Origin of the sequence: Pseudoalteromonas sp. HL-AS1, from assembly GCF_031198785.1 — a bacterium.
In the GTDB taxonomy this organism is placed as follows: domain Bacteria; phylum Pseudomonadota; class Gammaproteobacteria; order Enterobacterales; family Alteromonadaceae; genus Pseudoalteromonas; species Pseudoalteromonas distincta.
Map to the genome: position 1 here is coordinate 1,703,632 of NZ_CP133569.1, position 18,903 is coordinate 1,722,534.

17 protein-coding genes are annotated in these 18,903 nt (G+C 39.6%); 10 read left to right on the plus strand and 7 right to left on the minus strand.

What is annotated here, in order from left to right:
- Window positions 1–48 precede the first annotated feature (48 nt).
- From yfaE to ubiG, 5 genes are all read right to left on the minus strand, one after another.
- Window positions 49–321 (minus strand): class I ribonucleotide reductase maintenance protein YfaE, encoded by a 273-nt coding sequence (yfaE, locus tag RB214_RS07980; RefSeq protein WP_309168794.1) that lies wholly within the window; start codon window positions 319–321, stop codon window positions 49–51.
- Window positions 321–1,451 (minus strand): class Ia ribonucleoside-diphosphate reductase subunit beta, encoded by a 1,131-nt coding sequence (nrdB, locus tag RB214_RS07985; RefSeq protein ID WP_002961159.1) that lies wholly within the window; start codon window positions 1,449–1,451, stop codon window positions 321–323. The genes yfaE and nrdB overlap by 1 nt, the downstream gene beginning before the upstream one ends.
- A 65-nt stretch (window positions 1,452–1,516) precedes the next feature.
- The gene (nrdA, locus tag RB214_RS07990) at window positions 1,517–3,799 is read right to left on the minus strand and encodes a class 1a ribonucleoside-diphosphate reductase subunit alpha (RefSeq protein WP_002961160.1); all 2,283 of its coding nucleotides are present in this window, start codon (window positions 3,797–3,799) and stop codon (window positions 1,517–1,519) included.
- A gap of 408 nt (window positions 3,800–4,207) precedes the next feature.
- Window positions 4,208–4,888 (minus strand): HAD family hydrolase, encoded by a 681-nt coding sequence (locus RB214_RS07995; RefSeq protein ID WP_002961161.1) that lies wholly within the window; start codon window positions 4,886–4,888, stop codon window positions 4,208–4,210.
- Window positions 4,888–5,598 (minus strand): bifunctional 2-polyprenyl-6-hydroxyphenol methylase/3-demethylubiquinol 3-O-methyltransferase UbiG, encoded by a 711-nt coding sequence (gene ubiG, locus RB214_RS08000; protein WP_002961162.1) that lies wholly within the window; start codon window positions 5,596–5,598, stop codon window positions 4,888–4,890. Before ubiG ends, RB214_RS07995 begins: the two co-directional genes overlap by 1 nt.
- Window positions 5,599–5,774: 176 nt before the next feature.
- On the opposite strand from ubiG, the gene gyrA reads away from it, so the two are divergent.
- From gyrA to RB214_RS08050, 10 genes are all read left to right on the plus strand, one after another.
- Entirely contained in the window at window positions 5,775–8,474 is a 2,700-nt protein-coding gene (gene gyrA, locus RB214_RS08005; RefSeq protein ID WP_002961163.1) for a DNA topoisomerase (ATP-hydrolyzing) subunit A, read from the plus strand.
- A 158-nt stretch (window positions 8,475–8,632) separates the two neighbouring features.
- Window positions 8,633–9,715, plus strand: coding sequence for a 3-phosphoserine/phosphohydroxythreonine transaminase (gene serC, locus RB214_RS08010; RefSeq protein ID WP_033021486.1), 1,083 nt, complete (start codon window positions 8,633–8,635; stop codon window positions 9,713–9,715).
- Complete coding sequence (aroA, locus tag RB214_RS08015) at window positions 9,715–11,001, plus strand: 3-phosphoshikimate 1-carboxyvinyltransferase (RefSeq protein WP_002961165.1); 1,287 nt, start codon at window positions 9,715–9,717, stop codon at window positions 10,999–11,001. Before serC ends, aroA begins: the two co-directional genes overlap by 1 nt.
- Window positions 11,002–11,098: 97 nt before the next feature.
- Window positions 11,099–11,809, plus strand: coding sequence for a (d)CMP kinase (gene cmk / locus RB214_RS08020; RefSeq protein WP_002961166.1), 711 nt, complete (start codon window positions 11,099–11,101; stop codon window positions 11,807–11,809).
- Window positions 11,810–11,904: 95 nt separating this feature from the next.
- Window positions 11,905–13,572, plus strand: coding sequence for a 30S ribosomal protein S1 (gene rpsA, locus RB214_RS08025; RefSeq protein ID WP_002961176.1), 1,668 nt, complete (start codon window positions 11,905–11,907; stop codon window positions 13,570–13,572).
- A gap of 67 nt (window positions 13,573–13,639) precedes the next feature.
- Window positions 13,640–13,927, plus strand: coding sequence for an integration host factor subunit beta (ihfB, locus tag RB214_RS08030; RefSeq protein WP_002961178.1), 288 nt, complete (start codon window positions 13,640–13,642; stop codon window positions 13,925–13,927).
- Window positions 13,928–13,948: 21 nt separating this feature from the next.
- Entirely contained in the window at window positions 13,949–14,230 is a 282-nt protein-coding gene (locus tag RB214_RS08035; protein WP_002961180.1) for a lipopolysaccharide assembly protein LapA domain-containing protein, read from the plus strand.
- 2 nt (window positions 14,231–14,232) lie between these two features.
- Window positions 14,233–15,369, plus strand: coding sequence for a lipopolysaccharide assembly protein LapB (gene lapB, locus RB214_RS08040; RefSeq protein ID WP_002961182.1), 1,137 nt, complete (start codon window positions 14,233–14,235; stop codon window positions 15,367–15,369).
- A gap of 44 nt (window positions 15,370–15,413) precedes the next feature.
- Window positions 15,414–16,118 (plus strand): orotidine-5'-phosphate decarboxylase, encoded by a 705-nt coding sequence (gene pyrF / locus RB214_RS08045; protein ID WP_309168800.1) that lies wholly within the window; start codon window positions 15,414–15,416, stop codon window positions 16,116–16,118.
- Window positions 16,119–16,232: 114 nt separating this feature from the next.
- Entirely contained in the window at window positions 16,233–16,586 is a 354-nt protein-coding gene (locus tag RB214_RS08050) for a hypothetical protein (protein WP_309168981.1), read from the plus strand.
- A 39-nt stretch (window positions 16,587–16,625) separates the two neighbouring features.
- Here the strand turns inward: RB214_RS08050 and RB214_RS08055 are convergent, their stop codons facing one another.
- Both RB214_RS08055 and RB214_RS08060 read right to left on the minus strand, forming a co-directional pair.
- The gene (locus tag RB214_RS08055; RefSeq protein WP_309168802.1) at window positions 16,626–17,459 is read right to left on the minus strand and encodes a S1-like domain-containing RNA-binding protein; all 834 of its coding nucleotides are present in this window, start codon (window positions 17,457–17,459) and stop codon (window positions 16,626–16,628) included.
- A 2-nt stretch (window positions 17,460–17,461) separates the two neighbouring features.
- Window positions 17,462–18,790: a DEAD/DEAH box helicase gene (locus RB214_RS08060; RefSeq protein WP_309168804.1), complete on the minus strand. Its 1,329-nt coding sequence runs from the start codon at window positions 18,788–18,790 to the stop codon at window positions 17,462–17,464.
- Window positions 18,791–18,903 lie beyond the last annotated feature (113 nt).

The window sequence follows — 18,903 nt, forward strand, 5'->3', positions numbered from 1 at the left end:
CCATCATACAAGACCCCCAAGTTTCAGTGGCAAGTCTAATTAGCGGGTTTATTTAAAGCTCAGAGTAATATCGCCATTGGGTTTACAGCAGCACAACAGTATTTCGCCTTCGCGCACAAACGCAAGTGGCTCTTCGTTATATTCAACACTACCTGACACTAACGTTGCTCTACAAGCGCCGCAGTAACCTTCACGGCATTGGAATGCGACGTCTATTTTCATGGACTCTAAGCACTGTAAAAGAGAAGGGCAGCCTGTGGTAAATTCTATACACTGGCTGTTTTCTGCAAGCGTTATGCTTGCAGTAGACTTGTCACTCATTATAAATCAAAATCACCAAATTCTGATGCATCAACTTGAGAGTCTATTTGACCAACAAGGTATGAGCTTATTTCTGCTTCTTGTGGTGCTACTTGCACGTTATCAGACACTAACCACGAGTTTATCCACGGGATAGGGTTACTGTTATTTTCAAACTGTGCTGGCAAACCAATTGCAGTCATACGTGCATTGGTAATGTATTCAACGTACTGACATAAAATATGTTTATTCAAGCCAATCATCGAACCATCTTTAAATAAGTATTCGGCCCACTCTTTTTCTTGCTCTGCAGCATCAACAAACATTTTAATTGCTTCGTCGCGGCACTGGGCAGCAACAATCGCCATTTCTGGATCGTCCTTACCGTCTTGCATAATGTTTAAAATATGCTGAGTACCAGAAAGGTGAAGTGCTTCATCGCGTGCAATTAGCTTGATGATTTTAGCGTTACCTTCCATTAGCTCGCGCTCAGCAAATGCAAACGAACATGCAAAGCTTACGTAAAAGCGAATCGCTTCAAGAATATTTACCGACATCATAGCCAGGTAAAGTTTCTTTTTAAGCTCAAATAAATTAATGATAACTGTTTTACCGTTAATCTCGTGTTTGCCTTCACCGTATAAGTTGTAAAGCGATACAGAGTTAATTAAGTCATCGTAGTATTTAGTTACGGCATCAGCACGTTCGCTAATTTTATCGTTGCTAACAATGTCATCAAAAATAAGCTCAGGTGCTTGTGTTACGTTACGGATAATATGCGTGTATGAGCGGCTGTGAATTGTTTCACTGAACGCCCATGTTTCTATCCAGGTTTCGAGCTCTGGTAGCGATACAATTGGAAGTAGAGCCACGTTTGGCGAACGACCTTGTACACTATCAAGCAGTGTTTGGTATTTTAAGTTGCTTAAAAATATATGCTTTTCGTGATCTGGTAATGCTTGAAAGTCTAAACGGTCTTTACTTACATCTACTTCCTCAGGACGCCAAAAGAAAGACAGTTGCTTTTCAATTAACTTTTCAAAAATTGGGTATTTTTGTTGGTCGTAACGAGATACGTTTACAGTTTGGCCAAAAAACATTGGCTCTTGCATTTGGTTATTATGGTTTCGGCTAAAAGTAGTATAAGACATGTTTATCACTCAAAAAACTATCAGAAAAAGCGGGCTAAATGCCCGCTTAAAATAAAAATCAGCAGTTATATTTTACACGCGCCGCCTTCACAATCGTCATCTTCCACTTCTGGAGCATCTTCTTGTGAATCTGAGGCGCCATCGCGAGTATTGTGGTAATACAAGGTTTTAACACCTAGTTTGTACGCGCTTAGTAAGTCTTTTAATAAGACTTGCATAGGTACTTTACCGCCTTCGAACTTGTTTGGATCATAATTTGTATTTGCAGAAATTGTTTGGTCAACAAATTTTTGCATTATGCCAACAAGTTGTAGATAACCATCGTTTGATGGAATGTCCCATAGTAGCTCGTACTGATCTTTTAAACGCTCATACTCAGGAACAACTTGTTTTAAAATACCGTCTTTACTTGCTTTAACGCTAATATGCCCACGTGGTGGCTCAATACCGTTAGTTGCGTTAGAGATTTGCGACGATGTTTCTGATGGCATTAACGCACTTAGTGTTGAGTTACGCATACCGTGCTCTTTAATACTTGCACGTAGTGTATCCCAATCAAGATGAAGTGGCTCATCACAAATTTTATCTAAATCACGTTTATACGTATCTGTTGGCATAATACCTTGTGAATACGTTGTCTCGTTAAACTTAGGACATGCGCCACGCTCTTTAGCAAGCTCGTTTGATGCTTTCATTAAGTAATATTGAATAGCTTCAAAGGTTTTATGTGTTAATGCATTAGCACTGCCATCAGAATAACGCTTACCGTTTTTAGCTAGGTAGTATGCGTAGTTAATTACGCCTATTCCTAGTGTACGACGACCCATAGTTGCATTTTTAGCAGCCGGTACAGGGTAGTCTTGGAAATCAAGTAAGTTATCAAGTGCGCGTACTGCAAGTTCAGCTAGCTCTTCAAGCTCATCAAGTGACTCTATTGCACCTAGGTTAAACGCAGAAAGTGTACAAAGGGCAATTTCGCCTTCTTCGTCATTCACGTTATTAAGTGGCTTAGTTGGCAATGCAATTTCTAAACATAAGTTAGATTGGCGAATTGGCGCAACTTTAGAAATAAATGGGCTGTGTGTATTACAGTGATCCACATTTTGTAAATAAATACGACCAGTACTTGCACGCTCTTGCGCAAACATAGAGAAAAGCTCAATGGCTTTAATGCGTTTTTTACGAATAGACTCGTCTTGTTCGTATTTAACGTAAAGTGCGTCAAACTCAGCTTGGTCTTCAAAAAATGCATCATAAAGGCCAGGCACATCTGATGGGCTAAATAATGTAATGTAGTCATCTTTAATTAAACGAGAGTACATTAGTTTATTAAACTGTACGCCGTAATCTAGGTGACGAACGCGGTTGTCATCTACACCACGGTTATTTTTAAGTACAAGTAGGTTCTCTACTTCTAAATGCCAAAGCGGGTAGAATAATGTTGCTGCGCCGCCACGTACACCACCTTGTGAACAACTTTTAACCGCTGTTTGAAAGTGCTTATAAAAAGGGATACAACCTGTGTGATACGCTTCGCCGTTACGAATATGGCTACCTAGCGCACGTATTCTACCTGCATTAATACCAATTCCCGCACGTTGTGAAACGTATTTAACAATAGCTGACGACGTTGCATTGATTGAATCAAGGCTGTCGCCACATTCAATTAATACACACGAGCTAAATTGGCGAGTAGGCGTACGTACACCCGACATAATTGGCGTTGGTAGAGATATTTTAAATAAAGATACTGCATCGTAAAAACGTTTAATGTAATCAGTACGTGTTTCACGTGGGTAATCTGAAAATAAGCTTGCTGCAACTAAAATATATAAAAACTGTGCACTTTCGTATATTTCACCCGATACACGGTTTTGAACGAGATACTTACCTTCAAGTTGCTTTACAGCAGCGTAGCTAAAGTTAAGATCGCGAGAATGATCAAGGTATGCATCAAGCTCATCTAACTCTTGCTCTGTATAATCTACTAGTAAATGAGCATCGTAGCGTTTATCGCCAACCATTTTTGTTACGTGGTCAAATAAACGTGGTGGCTCAAATTGACCGTACGCTTTTTTACGTAAATGGAATACAGCTAAACGTGCAGCTAAGTATTGGTAATCAGGCGATTCTTTTGAAATCTGATCCGCTGCTGCTTTAATGATGGTTTCGTGAATGTCTTTAGTACGAATACCGTCGTAAAACTGAATGTGCGACTTTAATTCAACTTGCGAAACCGAAACGTTGTTTAAACCTTCGGCGGCCCACTCAATAACGCGATGGATCTTATCCAGATCAAGAGGCTCTTTACGCCCGTCACGTTTGCTTACAGATAACTGTTGGTTCATTTGCCTGTATTCCTTGGGAATTATGTATTTTGACCAATGCTTTATACCTCGCCGAGGCAAGGTATATACTCATTTATTATAAGTTTCGCCATATTTGCGAATTTAATTGAATAACATTTGGCCACAATATCTGGTGTTGTTCAATTTAGAGATCACAAGATAGTGTGGTCTGAGTTGTTTTGCAAGGGACATAATTGCCCCTATTTGTGGATAACTTCGGGATAACGTATTTGTGTTAGTAGACACTCACCTTCGAACAATCATTTAAGTTGAAATATGCAAAAATCAACTAATGATCTGCTAAATTTACGCATTTTAAAAATAAATTTTGACTGCTTTTTTTATCAGCAAGCTTTGCGTAAAAACTAACACAATCACAATATATAGTGTTTATTAATTAACATGGCACTATATATGGTTAAAACCATCAATTGGGCTTTGCCAGTTAAAATCAGCATTCCAGCTGTTGGCTTCATCAATACTTGGTATGTAGCCCCAAAGTGCCGTTGCTGTGCGCATACCTGCGGCTTTGCCTGCTTGTATGTCTCGCTGTGCATCACCAATGTACAAACAGCGTTTTGGTTGCACTCCCATAAGCTTTGCACAGTATAGCAGCGGTAAAGGGGATGGCTTAGCTTCAGCTAAGGTGTCGCCACTTATTACTACACTAGCATTTTTCAATGCGGGAATTGCTGCCACTAAAGGATCAGTTAAAAACCCTGGTTTGTTAGTCATGATCCCCCATTTGATCTTTTTCTGATCAAGGGCAATAAGCAACGATTCAACACCGCTGAAGCAATGCGTGTGATTTGCTATGTTTGCAGCGTATTCGTCAACTAATTGCTTAATAAGTTCGCTTTGAGGTTGTGTGTCCCATAACTCTTTAAAACCAGTCTCTAATAATGCGCCTGCGCCGTTAGATGCCGCAGGGCGGTATACATCACTACTAACAGGCTCTATTTTATTATTAATGAGAACTGCATTTAAAGCCGCACCTAAATCATCAGCGGTGTCGAGTAGAGTGCCGTCTAGATCAAATAAAAATGCATCGTACTCAATAAGGGAGAGGGGGGCTTGAGAGTTAGCCATTAAGCTAACTTCTCAAAGTACAGTATGTAATTTACGCTAACGTCACTATTGAGCGTATATTGCTTTGATAGTGGATTATAAGAAAGGCCTGTACTTGCACGAACTTTTAAACCCGCTTGCTCTGCCCATGCAATAAGCTGCGCAGGTTTTATAAACTTTTTATGGTCGTGTGTACCTTCAGGGACCATTTTTAAAAGCTTTTCAGCGCCAACAATGGCGTATAAATATGCCTTAGGTGTTTTGTTTAGGGTTGAAAAAAACACGTCTGCGCCTGGTTTGGCAAGTGCAGCTACGGCATGAATGATAGATGCTGGGTCGGGAACGTGCTCAAGCATTTCCATACAGGTTATTACATCAAAGCGCTCTGGGTGTTGCGATGCAAACTCTTCTGCTGGCACTTTTATGTAATCTACATTTACGCCAGTTTCTAAACTGTGCAACTTAGCAACAGTTAAAGGCTCTTGCCCCATGTCGATGCCAGTTACTTTTGCGCCCATGCGCGCCATGCTTTGGCTTAAAATACCGCCACCACAGCCAACATCGAGTGTTTCTTTATCGAATAAGCCTTGCGTTTTGTTTGCTATAAAGTCTAAACGTAACGGGTTAATTTCGTGAAGAGGTTTGAATTCTCCGTCTAGGTCCCACCAACGCTCGGCGATGGCTTCAAATTTTGCTATTTCTGCGTGATCTACATTTTGATGTTCGGTCATAAAATACTTCCTCGTCAATCTGAGGCCATTATATAGGGCTAAATTGATAAATCGCAAAGTTTTGCGCCTGTAAATTAAAATTAATTGTGATAGCATGGCTGTTAGAAATAATAACAATACTCTTAATACCCAATACCGGGTTGTTGAGAGCTGATACTGAAGGAATGTGATATCAAATGACTGATCTCGCCAATGAAATTCTGCCAGTCAATATTGAAGACGAGTTAAAAAACTCCTACTTAGATTACGCAATGAGCGTAATTGTAGGACGTGCATTACCAGACGTACGTGACGGCTTAAAACCTGTTCATCGCCGCGTTTTGTTTGCAATGAACGAGCTTAGTAATGACTGGAACAAGCCTTACAAAAAATCGGCCCGTGTGGTCGGTGACGTAATCGGTAAATACCACCCACACGGCGACAGTGCAGTTTATGACACGATAGTTCGTATGGCTCAGCCATTCTCACTGCGTTATATGCTAGTAGATGGCCAAGGTAACTTCGGTTCGGTTGATGGTGATTCAGCAGCGGCAATGCGTTATACAGAAGTACGTATGGCTAAAATGTCGCATGAGTTATTAGCCGATCTTGAAAAAGAAACGGTTGATTTCGTTCCTAACTACGATGGCACTGAGTTCATCCCTGATGTTTTACCAACGAAAGTTCCTAATTTATTAGTGAATGGTTCGTCAGGTATTGCAGTAGGTATGGCTACAAATATACCACCACATAACTTAACTGAAGTTGTAAATGGTTGTTTGGCACTTATTCAAAATCCAGATTTAACTATTTTAGAGTTAATGGATTATATCCCTGGTCCTGATTTCCCAACGGCTGCAATTATCAACGGTAAGAAGGGTATTGAACAAGCCTACTTAACTGGCCGTGGTAAAGTGTACATGCGTGCACGCGCCGACATCGAAACCGATGAAAAAACAGGCCGTGAAACAATCATCGTTCACGAAATTCCTTATCAGGTTAATAAAGCTCGTTTAATTGAAAAAATTGCTGAGCTGGTTAAAGATAAGAAAATTGAAGGTATTAGTGCGCTACGTGATGAATCAGATAAAGACGGTATGCGTATCGTTATTGAAATTAAACGTGGTGACGTAGGCGAAGTTATTTTAAACAACTTGTATTCACAAACTCAGTTACAAACTGTGTTTGGTATGAATATGGTTGCGCTAATTAATAACCAACCTAAATGTTTCAATTTAAAAGAAATGTTAGAAGAGTTTATTATTCACCGTCGTGAAGTAGTAACTCGTCGTACAGTATTTGATTTACGTAAAGCCCGTGACCGTGCACACACGCTTGAAGGCTTAGCGATTGCGCTTGCAAACATTGACCCAATTATCGAACTTATTCGTAAATCCCCTACACCTGCTGAAGCTAAAATTGCTTTAACAGCGCGTCCGTGGGAATTAGGTAATGTACAAGGTATGCTTGAAAAAGCAGGTGAAGATAATGTTGCTCGTCCAGATTGGTTAGCAAGCGAACTTGGTATTCGCGATGGTCAATATTATATCTCTGAGCAACAAGCTCAAGCAATTCTTGATTTGCGTTTACATAAGCTAACAGGTCTTGAACACGAAAAAATCTTAACCGAATACCAAGCGTTATTAGAACTAATTGCTGAACTACTTTATATTTTGGCAACTCCTGAGCGTTTAATGGAAGTTATTCGTGACGAGCTAGTTGAAATTAAAGAGCAATATGGTGATGAGCGTCGCACTGAAATTAATGCAGCTGCTCACGATATCAGCCTTGAAGACTTAATTACTGAAGAAAACGTAGTCGTAACGCTTTCTCACGAAGGGTATGTGAAGTATCAGGCATTGTCTGATTACGAAGCACAGCGTCGTGGTGGTAAAGGTAAGTCAGCAACGAAGATGAAAGATGAAGATTTCATTGAGCGTCTATTAGTTGCAAATACACACGATACTATATTGTGTTTCTCTACGGCCGGTCGTTTATATTGGCTTAAAGTGTATCAGTTACCACTAGCGAGTCGTGCAGCGCGCGGTAAGCCAATTGTTAACTTGTTACCACTTGAAGCTGATGAACGTATTACTGCTATATTGCCAGTACGCGAGTACGCAGAAGATAAATACATCTTTATGGCAACAGCGTTTGGTACAGTTAAGAAAACACCATTAACGGCTTACAGCCGTCAACGTGCAAGCGGTATTATTGCTGTTAACTTAAATGATGGCGATAGCTTGATTGGTGTTGATATTACCGATGGTAGCAACGAAATTATGTTGTTCACTGATGCAGGTAAAGTTGTACGCTTTAAAGAAGCTGAAGAAACAACAGTTGTTGATGAAAACGGTAACCCAGTATTAGACGAAGAAGGTAACCCTGAGATTCGCTTCAAAGGTGTTCGCCCAATGGGTCGTACTGCTACAGGTGTTCGTGGTATTAAAATGGCCGATGATCAACGCGTAGTATCGTTAATTGTACCAAAAACTGACGGTGCTATTTTAACGGTAACTGAAAATGGTTACGGTAAGCGTACACAACTTGAAGATTACCCATCTAAGAGCCGTGCAACACAGGGTGTTGTATCTATTAAGGTGAGTGAGCGTAACGGTGCTGTTGTTGGTGCTGTACAAGTTGATGACAACGACGAAATCATGATTATTTCAAATCGTGGTACCTTAGTACGTACTCGCGTTAATGAAGTTTCTACGGTTGGACGTAACACCCAAGGTGTTATTTTGATCAGAACTATTGACGAAGAGCAAGTAGTTGGTTTACAACGTATAGAAGAGATTGAAGTTACAGAAAGTGACTTGATTGATATTGAAGACGTTGAAACTGTAGATACGGTTATTGATGAAGTAGCGGATGATAATCCTCCTTCAGAATAATTGATATTGAAAAAGCGGCCTTGGCCGCTTTTTTTAATGTTGTTGAAAAAAATTAATAGGGTGTGAAGTTATATTCACTCACTAAAACTCAAAGGTTTAGTGAGTGGGTATTGAGCGTTCATGCTTAGTAGTTAAATTACTGGAATGAGGCAAAGGTAATGAGTAAATATAATTTTTGTGCGGGGCCAGCTATGCTTCCGCAAGCGGTTATGAAAAAAGCACAAAAAGAGTTTCTAGATTGGCAAGATTTAGGTGTGTCTGTGATGGAAATAAGCCATCGTAGCAAAGAGTTTTTAGCCCTTACAGCTAAATGTGAAGCCAGCCTTCGTCGTCTAATGAATATCAGTGATGAATTTGAAGTGCTGTTTATGCATGGCGGTGGTCGTGGTCAGTTTAGTGCTGTGCCATTAAATTTACACCAAGAAGGCAAAGTTGCGGTTTATTGCGAAAACGGCGTGTGGTCAAAAAGTGCAACAGACGAGGCCAACAAGTTTACTCAAGCAACCTCTATTGATGTGCGTAATGATGACAATGGCGAGTTTTCTATTAAACAGGTTGCTGATTGGGTGTTACCAGAAGATGCATCTTACATTCACTATTGCCCTAACGAAACGGTTGACGGCTTAGAAATTTTTGATGTACCAAGCCACCCAACTGCACCGATCGTTGCTGATATGTCGTCAACTATTTTATCACGCGAAATAGACGTTAATAAATTTGATTTAATTTACGCTGGTGCGCAAAAAAATATCGGCCCGTCGGGCATATCAATCGTTATTGTTCGTAAAACATTACTTGAGCGTGAAGGCTTACCTAAGCCAGGCATTTTAGATTACGCATTAGAAGCAAAACAAGGCAGCATGTTTAACACGCCTCCTACATTTGCTTGGTATTTAGCTGCTGAAGTATTTCAATGGCTTGAAAGTAATGGTGGCGTAAAAGCGATGGAAGTTCAAAATATTGCTAAAGCGCAGCTACTTTATGACTTTATTGATGAATCGAGCTTTTATACCAATAAAGTAGCTAAACATTGCCGTTCACGTATGAATGTTCCGTTTTGGCTTAATGATGAAAGCTTAAATGATAAGTTTGTTGCTCAGTCTAAAGATGCAGGGTTACTTGCTCTTGAAGGCCACAGAATTGTGGGCGGTATGCGCGCAAGTATTTATAACGCAATGCCTATTGAAGGTGTTCAAGCACTTGTAGACTTTATGGCTGCTTTTGCAAAGGAGCACAGCTAATGGAGCAGCTTCGTTTAGAACCTATTTCTAGAGTAAATGGCACAGTAACCCTACCAGGTTCAAAGAGTCTATCGAACAGAATTTTATTATTAGCAGCACTTGCAAGCGGTACTACCGTTGTAGAAAACTTACTTGATAGTGACGATATACGCCATATGCTGGGCGCCTTAAAGTTATTAGGTGTAAATGTAACTTTAAATGATGAACGCACTGTAGCCACCGTAGAGGGTGTTAGTGGTGTGTTTAATACACCGACTGAGCCATTGTTTTTAGGTAATGCGGGTACTGCTTATAGACCTTTAACGGCAGTACTTGCTGCCGTTGCTGGTGAGTACGAGCTAATAGGCGAGCCACGTATGGAAGAGCGCCCAATAGGGCACTTGGTTGACGCGCTGCAAGCATTGGGTGGTGATGTTACTTATACAAAGCACAAAGACTACCCACCACTTAAAATTGTGGGTGGCCAAATAAAAGGCGGTGAAGTTGAAATTGACGGCAGTATTTCAAGTCAATTTTTAACCGCTCTATTAATGGCAGCGCCATTATTTAACGGTGATACAACAATAACTATTAAAGGTACTTTAGTCTCTAAACCTTATATTGATATTACACTTGATGTAATGGCACGTTTTGGGGTTAATGTTGAGCACAGTGATTATGCAACTTTTAAAGTTAAAGGTGGTCAACAATATCAATCATTAGATCGCATAATGGTTGAAGGCGATGCATCTTCTGCTTCTTACTTTGTTGCTGCGGCTGCAATTGCAGGCGGTGAGATTGAAATTAAGGGCGTTGGCGCTAAATCGGTTCAAGGTGATATAGGCTTTGCCAAAGTAATGGAGCAAGTAGGCGCAAAAATTGATTGGTATGATGAACGTTTAGTTGTTCGCAAAGGCGAATTAAAAGGCGTGGATATTGACGCCAATGCAATTCCTGATGCAGCCATGACTCTTGCAACTGTTGCTCTTTTTGCCAAAGGCCCAACAGCCATTCGTAACATTTATAACTGGCGAGTAAAAGAGACAGACCGTTTATATGCAATGGCAACTGAGCTTCGTAAAGTAGGCGCACAGGTTGTAGAAGGTGAAGATTTTATAGAGATCACCCCACCTGAAACATTTAATGATGTTGCTGTTGATACTTACGACGATCACCGTATAGCCATGTGTTTTGCAATGGTTGCCGTTGGTGGAAAGCCAATAACAATTAATGATCCAAAGTGTACCTATAAAACATTTCCTACATTTTTCAATGTTTTAGCGTCAGTCAGTGAATACGCTAATTAGAAGTAATTACAAAAGTTACACACTAATAGCAGATATATTTTAATAACTGACGTATAATGTCGCGGTTTATTTAGGTGTGCATTGCAGGAGGTTTTAAATGCAGGCGTTATTAATGCCCGTGATCACCGTTGATGGCCCAAGTGGTTCAGGTAAAGGAACTGTTTGTCGCTTGTTAGCCGACAAGTTAGGGTGGGATGTATTAGATAGCGGTGCGATTTATCGTGTTTTATCTTTAGCTGCACTTCATCACCAAATTGCATTAGACAATGAAGAAGGGCTTGTCCCGCTTGCTGCAAATTTAGATGTGCAGTTTTTGGTAGATAGCCAAACTAATGCAGGAAAAGTTATTTTAGAAGGCGAAGATGTCACCACTACTATTCGTAATGAAGAAGTAGGCGCTGCGGCATCAAAAGTTGCAGCATTACCTCGCGTTCGTGAAGCGTTATTACGTCGCCAGCGTGCATTTCGCACTGAAAATGGCTTAATTGCCGACGGCCGTGATATGGGCACTGTGGTTTTTCAAGATGCGCCGTTAAAAATATATTTAACAGCAAGTGCACAAGAGCGTGCTCGTAGACGCTTTGTTGAGTTGAATACGCGCGGCCTTGATGTTACACTAAGTGGTCTATTACAGGACATTCAAGCTCGTGACGAGCGCGATATGAATCGCACCGTTGCTCCGCTTGTACCTGCAGAGGATGCTATTGAGATTGATACTAGCGATCTTAATGCACAGCAAGTGTTTGATAAGGTAATAACTTTATTGGATATTGCTATCTCTGAAGGTAAGCTTCCTAAACGAAGCTAAACACATTTTATGCGCCAGCAGGATGCCAGTGCTATTTTAACAACCCCATGCAGCATGGTTGCTTATTGGTATTAATATATGAGACGTATATTCGTATGTCAGAAAATTTTGCGCAGTTATTTGAAGAAAGCTTAAAGGGTTTTGAAGCAGAGCAAGGCTCTATCGTTAAAGGTACAGTAATCTCTATCGAGAATAACATTGTACTTGTAGATGCTGGTCTTAAATCAGAAAGTGCTATCCCTGCAGAGCAGTTCAAAAATGCTGCTGGTGAACTAGAAGTTGCTGTAGGCGACGAAGTAGATGTTGCACTAGATGCAATTGAAGACGGTTTCGGTGAAACTATCCTTTCTCGTGAGAAAGCTAAGCGTCACGAAGCATGGATCCGTCTTGAGAAAGCATGTGAAGAGCAAGAGACTGTTACTGGTGTTATCAACGGTAAAGTTAAAGGCGGTTTCACAGTTGAAGTTGATTCAATCCGTGCTTTCCTACCTGGTTCACTTGTTGATGTTCGTCCAGTACGTGACACAACTCACCTTGAAGGCAAAGAGCTTGAATTTAAAGTAATCAAGCTTGACCAAAAACGTAACAACGTTGTTGTTTCACGTCGTGCAGTTATCGAATCTGAAAACTCACAAGAACGTGAAGAGCTTCTTGCTAACCTTGTTGAAGGCCAAGAAGTTAAAGGTATCGTTAAGAACCTTACTGACTACGGTGCATTCGTTGACCTTGGTGGTGTTGATGGTCTACTACACATTACTGATATGGCTTGGAAGCGTGTTAAGCACCCTTCAGAAATCGTTAATGTTGGCGACGAAATCGCAGTTAAAGTTCTAAAATTCGACAAAGATAAAACTCGTGTTTCTCTAGGCCTTAAACAGCTTGGTGAAGATCCATGGGCAGCTATCGCTGGTCGTTACCCAGAAGGTTCTAAACTTTCTGGTCGTGTTACTAACCTTACAGATTACGGCTGTTTCGTGGAAATCGAAGAAGGCGTTGAAGGTTTAGTACACGTTTCTGAAATGGATTGGACTAACAAGAACATCCATCCTTCAAAAGTTGTAAGCCTTGGCGACACTGTTGAAGTTATGGTTTTAGAAATTGACGAAGAACGTCGTCGTATTTCTCTTGGTCTTAAGCAATGTATTGCTAATCCTTGGCAGGAATTTGCTCGTCTACAAAACAAAGGCGATCAAGTTACTGGTAAGATCAAATCAATCACTGACTTCGGTATCTTTATCGGTCTTGACGGTGGTATTGACGGTCTTGTACACCTTTCAGACATTTCTTGGAATACACCTGGCGAAGAAGCTGTACGTGAATTCAAGAAAGGCGACGAAATCACTGCTATCGTATTGCAAGTTGACCCAGAGCGTGAACGTATCTCTCTAGGTGTTAAGCAAATCGAAGCTGACCCATTCAATAACTACCTTGATGCAAACAAAAAAGGTGCTATTGTTAAAGGTAAAGTGACTGAAGTTGATGCGAAAGGCGCAACTGTTGAACTTATCGAAGGCGTTGAAGGTTACATCCGTGTAGCTGATATCGCTCAAGAGCGCGTTGAAGATGCAACTACTGTTGTTTCTGTAGGCGACGAGATTGAAGTTAAATACGTTGGTGTTGATCGTAAGAACCGCACTTTAAGCTTATCTGTAAAAGCTCTTTTCGAAGCAGAAGAGAAAGAAGTACTAGAGAAGCTTAAGAAAGAAGAGCCAGTGTTTGAAAACGCAATGGCAGCTGCTTTCGCAAATGCACAAAAAGACTAATATATAATTAGTTTTTAGTTGGGAGGGCATTTTTTGCCCTTCCTATATCTCTTTTTAAGGAAACGCTATGACTAAGTCAGAATTGATAGAAATACTTGCGGAACAACACGCACACGTTCCAGTGAAAGATGTTGAGAATGCTGTAAAAGAAATTCTTGAACAAATGGCCGGCTCATTATCTACTTCAGATCGTATTGAGATCAGAGGTTTTGGTAGTTTCTCTTTGCATTTCCGCGCTCCTCGCACAGGTCGTAATCCTAAGACTGGCGATACAGTTGAGCTTGAAGGAAAGCATGTACCTCATTTTAAACCAGGCAAAGAATTGCGCGACCGCGTGAATGAAAGCATTGCCTAGTTAACTTAGTGGAGTAGTTACTTGTTCAAGGTATTAAAAATTATTCTGGTTGCACTATGCCTTATCAGTGCATTTGTATTAGGGTCACAAAACCCACAGTTAGTACAAGTAAATTACATTATAGCCAGTAATACACTACCTTTAGCTGTAATAATAAGTATCTGCTTTTTATTAGGTGTTTTGATTGGTTGTTTTATTAGCTTTAAATTGTTTTCGCAATTAAAGTGGCAAAACTACCGCTTAAAAAAGAAATTAGCGCCTGAAAAAGATAAAAAAAAGCTTGCCGCGAATAAAGACACCTAACTATGATTGAGCTTTTGTTTTTACTATTACCTGTTGCCGCTGGTTACGGTTGGATTATGGGTAAAAACAGTGCTAAAAACCAAGCTCATCAACTTAATCGTCAGATCACTTCTGAATATAGCAAAGGCTTAAAATTTCTACTCGATAGAGAAGAAGATCAAGGCTTAGAGCATTTAATCAACTTACTTGAAGTTTCAGCCGACTCGGTTGAACACTATTCTACACTTGCCACCATGTTTCGCCGTAGAGGTGAATTAGACCGCGCAATAAAAATTCATGAACTTCTATTAAAACACCCAAGCTTAAATGAACAACAAGCTGCAACTAGCCGTTTAGAACTAGCCGAAGATTATATAATGGCCGGACTACTAGATAGTGCGGAAGAGCACTTAGTTTGGTTAGTTAAAGCAGGGCATGTAGAAGCGCTGGACCCTATTATCACTTTATATTCGCAAACCCGTGAGTGGGAAAAAGGCATCAACATGTTTGAAGCCCATAGCGAACTATTTTCAAAAGAACAGCAATTTAAAGCAATTGCTAATTTTTATTGTGAGTCAGCTTTAAGTGACAATACACCCCAACTAATGAGAAAAGCGATTAGCTTAAATTATAAAGCCGTGCGTCCGCTTTACGAGTTAGGGTTAGTTGCTTACGCAAAAGAAGATTACGTTAAAGCTATTTATTACTGGCGTGAACTTGTCTCTCAATTTACCTTGTTTGCTCCGTTGTTTATTGATGAGCTTGCACACAGTTATAAACAATTGAATTTGACGCATCAATTTCACGAGTTAGTCAGTGACTTGTTAGAGAAGGGCGGTGTATTAATTAAAATAAAGCATTGCCAAGCATTACTTGAGCAAGGTCACACCAAGCAAGCCTTTGAATTTTTAACTGATAGCTTAAAACGTCAACCTACTATTCGTGGTTTTAGTTTTTTACTGCAATTAATGGGTGACCAAAATAAAAATACTAAAGAAGTACTTAACGAAATTGATAAGCTTGTAACCTCTTATATTGCTACAAAACCAGATTTTCAATGCCAGCATTGTGGTTTTACAAGCTACACCATATATTGGAACTGCCCTTCTTGTAAGCATTGGGAAACCATTGTTCCAAGTCGAGGCTTAGACGGATTTTAATAACCCCATAATTAATAACTTTACTGCCATTCACTAGGATAGTTATGTCTTTCGAACACTCAAAAAAAATTCTTATTGCATTAGATTACGATGATCAAGAAGTTGCTTTAAACTTTGTTAAACAACTTTCTCCTGATACTTGCCGTCTCAAGGTCGGCAAAGAAATGTTTACCTATTTTGGACCTGTATTTGTTAAAGAGTTAATTGATTTAGGTTTTGATGTTTTCTTAGATTTAAAGTTTCATGATATTCCTAATACAGTAGCTAAAGCGGTTACTGCAGCTGCTAAAATGGGGGTGTGGATGGTAAACGTTCATGCTTCTGGTGGCTTTGAAATGATGAGCAAAGCTAAATCGGCTCTAGAGCAATTTGGTGACAAAGCGCCATTACTTATCGCTGTTACTGTATTAACAAGTATGGATGAAACAGAACTTAAGCGTTTAGGTGTTGATAAATCAGCTCAAGAGCAAGTTATCTATTTAGCTAAGCTTGCAAAGGAAGCTGGGCTTGATGGTGTTGTGTGCTCTGCACAAGAAGCAAAAGCTTTAAAAACAGAGTTAGGTGATAGCTTTAAGCTTGTTACGCCTGGTATACGCCCTGAAGGGAGTGATGCGGGTGATCAAAAGCGTATAATGACTCCTAAGCAAGCTATAGATTCAGGAAGTGACTATTTAGTTATAGGCAGACCGATTACTCAAGCAGATAATCCTGTAAAAGTGCTTAGTGATGTTAATAACTCTATAGCTTAATTTAACATTAAGCAGTCATATAGTGCTAAAACCCCTTACCTTATGTGAGTTTTATGTTACATTAATAAAATCAAAATGAAGTAGGGGTTTGTTTTTAAGTTATTTTTTGGTTCTATAGTAATTGTTATTGCGGGTTTTTCAGTAAATAAGTACGTTTTTTCTAATAAAGCATACGATGGTGTAACAACCGTTACAGATATAATTCCAACGTACCCAGTCGATATGTTTGATTTTAAAAAAACAATGCAAGATTATGCTCATCATCTGTGTTACAAAAATGAAGATACACTCATATCTCAGCATGTAAGCGTTAGTGAATGTATATCAAAGCTTGATGATAAAAAAACAGAATGTGAAAAAAAGGTTTTTCGTTTGGCGCCGCTCAATCTTGAGTCGGAAGTTGAAGTGCTTGATTATTCAAGGCAATATACGCAATGTACATTGCCTTATAAATATATTTTAGGTTAATTACAAACAGGTATTATTAGTAATTACAGCCAATTATAATTAAGATCTTAAGCGAATGGATTTCGCTTCAATATCTATTAACTCTTGTTTAAATAAGCCACCAATTGCTTTTTTATAATTAGCCTTACTTGTAGAAAACATCTTTTTTATTGCTTCAGGATCAGACTTATCACCAAGTGGAATAGCACCGCCTTCGTTTTTAAGCTTTTGCATAATAGTTTCACCAAGGTCACTTACTTTTCCCATACCTGGCTTTTCTAGTACAACATCAATTTTTCCGTCGTCACGTACTTTTTGAATATAGCCTTTAAGCTTTTGACCCACAAATAAGCTTTTAAATACCATATTGTAAAAAACAACACCGAAGTGCGACTCTTCAATTAATACTTTGTAGCCAATATCTGTTTTGCCAGCAACAATTAAATCCACTTCTTGTAAGTGAGTATATTGCGGCTCATCTTTTGATAAGAAACGATTAAAATTGTTTGAGGCACAAATACGTTGGCTTGCATTATCAAGGTACAGGCGTACTAAATAAGAATGGCCTTCTTGCATGCGTGGCTTTTGTTCATTAAAAGGTGCAAGCACATCTTTCTCAAGCCCCCAATCTAAAAATGCCCCAATACTATTTATTTCTTTAACGCGTAGTAGGGCATACTCGCCAACTTGAGCATGTGGTTTCTTTATTGTTGCTGTGGCTAAATTAGCATTGTCTAAAAAGATAAATACACTAATGCTATCGCCCGCTTCAAGCTCATGTTTAATTTCTTGTTTTGGTAAAAACACTTCACCTAAATCATGACCGTCTAAGTAAGCACCTTCGTTACTCACTTCTTTTACAAATAATGTTTGTGTGGTTCCTAGGTAACTCATAATTATTCCTGCTCAGTCTTTTTTTTACGGCGCATTGGTGTATCGCCATCAATGTTCATTGGTGCTTTAATAGGTGCTGTTGGCTTTTTAGCTTTGGTTTTGCGTTTAAATACAGGCTTTTTAACAGCGGCGGATTTTTCTTTAGATTTATCCCACGTTGCCTCAGGCTTTTTCTCTTTTAAGCCTTTAAACTTAGCTTTTAAGCTCTCTACGCTCGCAAATTTTAATTCGTCATTTAAAAATGCTTTAATAGCTAAATAACTTGCCCAATCTTTTGGGCCAACTAATGAAATTGCATTTCCTTTAAAGCCAGCACGTCCTGTACGACCTATGCGGTGTACATACTCTTCAGCGTGTTTTGGTAAATCAAAGTTAATAACGTGCGTTACGCTTAACAAATCTAAACCACGAGATGCAACGTCGGTGGTAATCAATATTTTAAAGTTTTCGCGACTAAACGAATCCATGATATCTAAACGTTTGTTTTGCGTTAAATCACCAGCAAGCGCTACAGATTGGAAGCCTTTAGCATTAAGGGCTTCACTCAAACGGCTCGTGTCAGAACGCGTTGCTGTGAAGATAATACATTGACCAACATCATCTTGGTTTAAAAAATGCTCTAATAACGCTTCTTTATGATCAAGGTGATCGGCAAGGTATAACGTTTGTTTAATATCACTATGTTGCTCATTTGCTGCACTTAGCGTAATTTGCTTTGGTTTTTTTAATAGGTTACGTGATAGTGCATCTACTTGTGCATGGTCAAGTGTTGCAGAAAACAATAACGTTTGGCGTAATCGGTGATTAGCTTGCTCGTTAATCATTTTTAACTGCTCGGTAAAGCCTAAATCTAAAATACGATCGGCTTCATCAAAAATAAGCAGTTCTAGTCCACTCAATTGCAATGAGCGTTTTGTTATGTGATCAGCTAAACGCCCAGGTGTAGCAACTACGAATTGTGGGTCGTTTCTAAGTGCTTTTATTTGGTCATTAAAGTTTTCGCCGCCAAGTATTTTAACTGCCTTAATCGCTGTGCCAGCAATTAATAAACGCAGCTGAGTAAATACTTGCGTAGCAAGCTCACGCGTAGGAGCAACAATAAGTACACGGGGATCGCGTTTGCTGAGTGCTTTTTGTTTCATAACCCTTTGTACAGCAGGTAATAAAAACGCCAAGGTTTTGCCCGACCCAGTTTTAGACTGAGCGAAAATGTCATGCCCTGCAAGTGCGGTAGGCACTGCATGCGCTTGAATATCGGTGGGCTGGGTGATCCCTTGATGTGCTAATTGTGTTTCAAGGCGTGTATCAATCCCAAGATCAGTAAACTGCAATGTGTGTTTCTCCAAAATGAGCAAATTAACTCTATAAATTTATTAGCGCATTATAGCTTACACAGCTAGGTCGCTAACAGTAAAAACCAATCTATAGCGCTATTTTTTGCAAT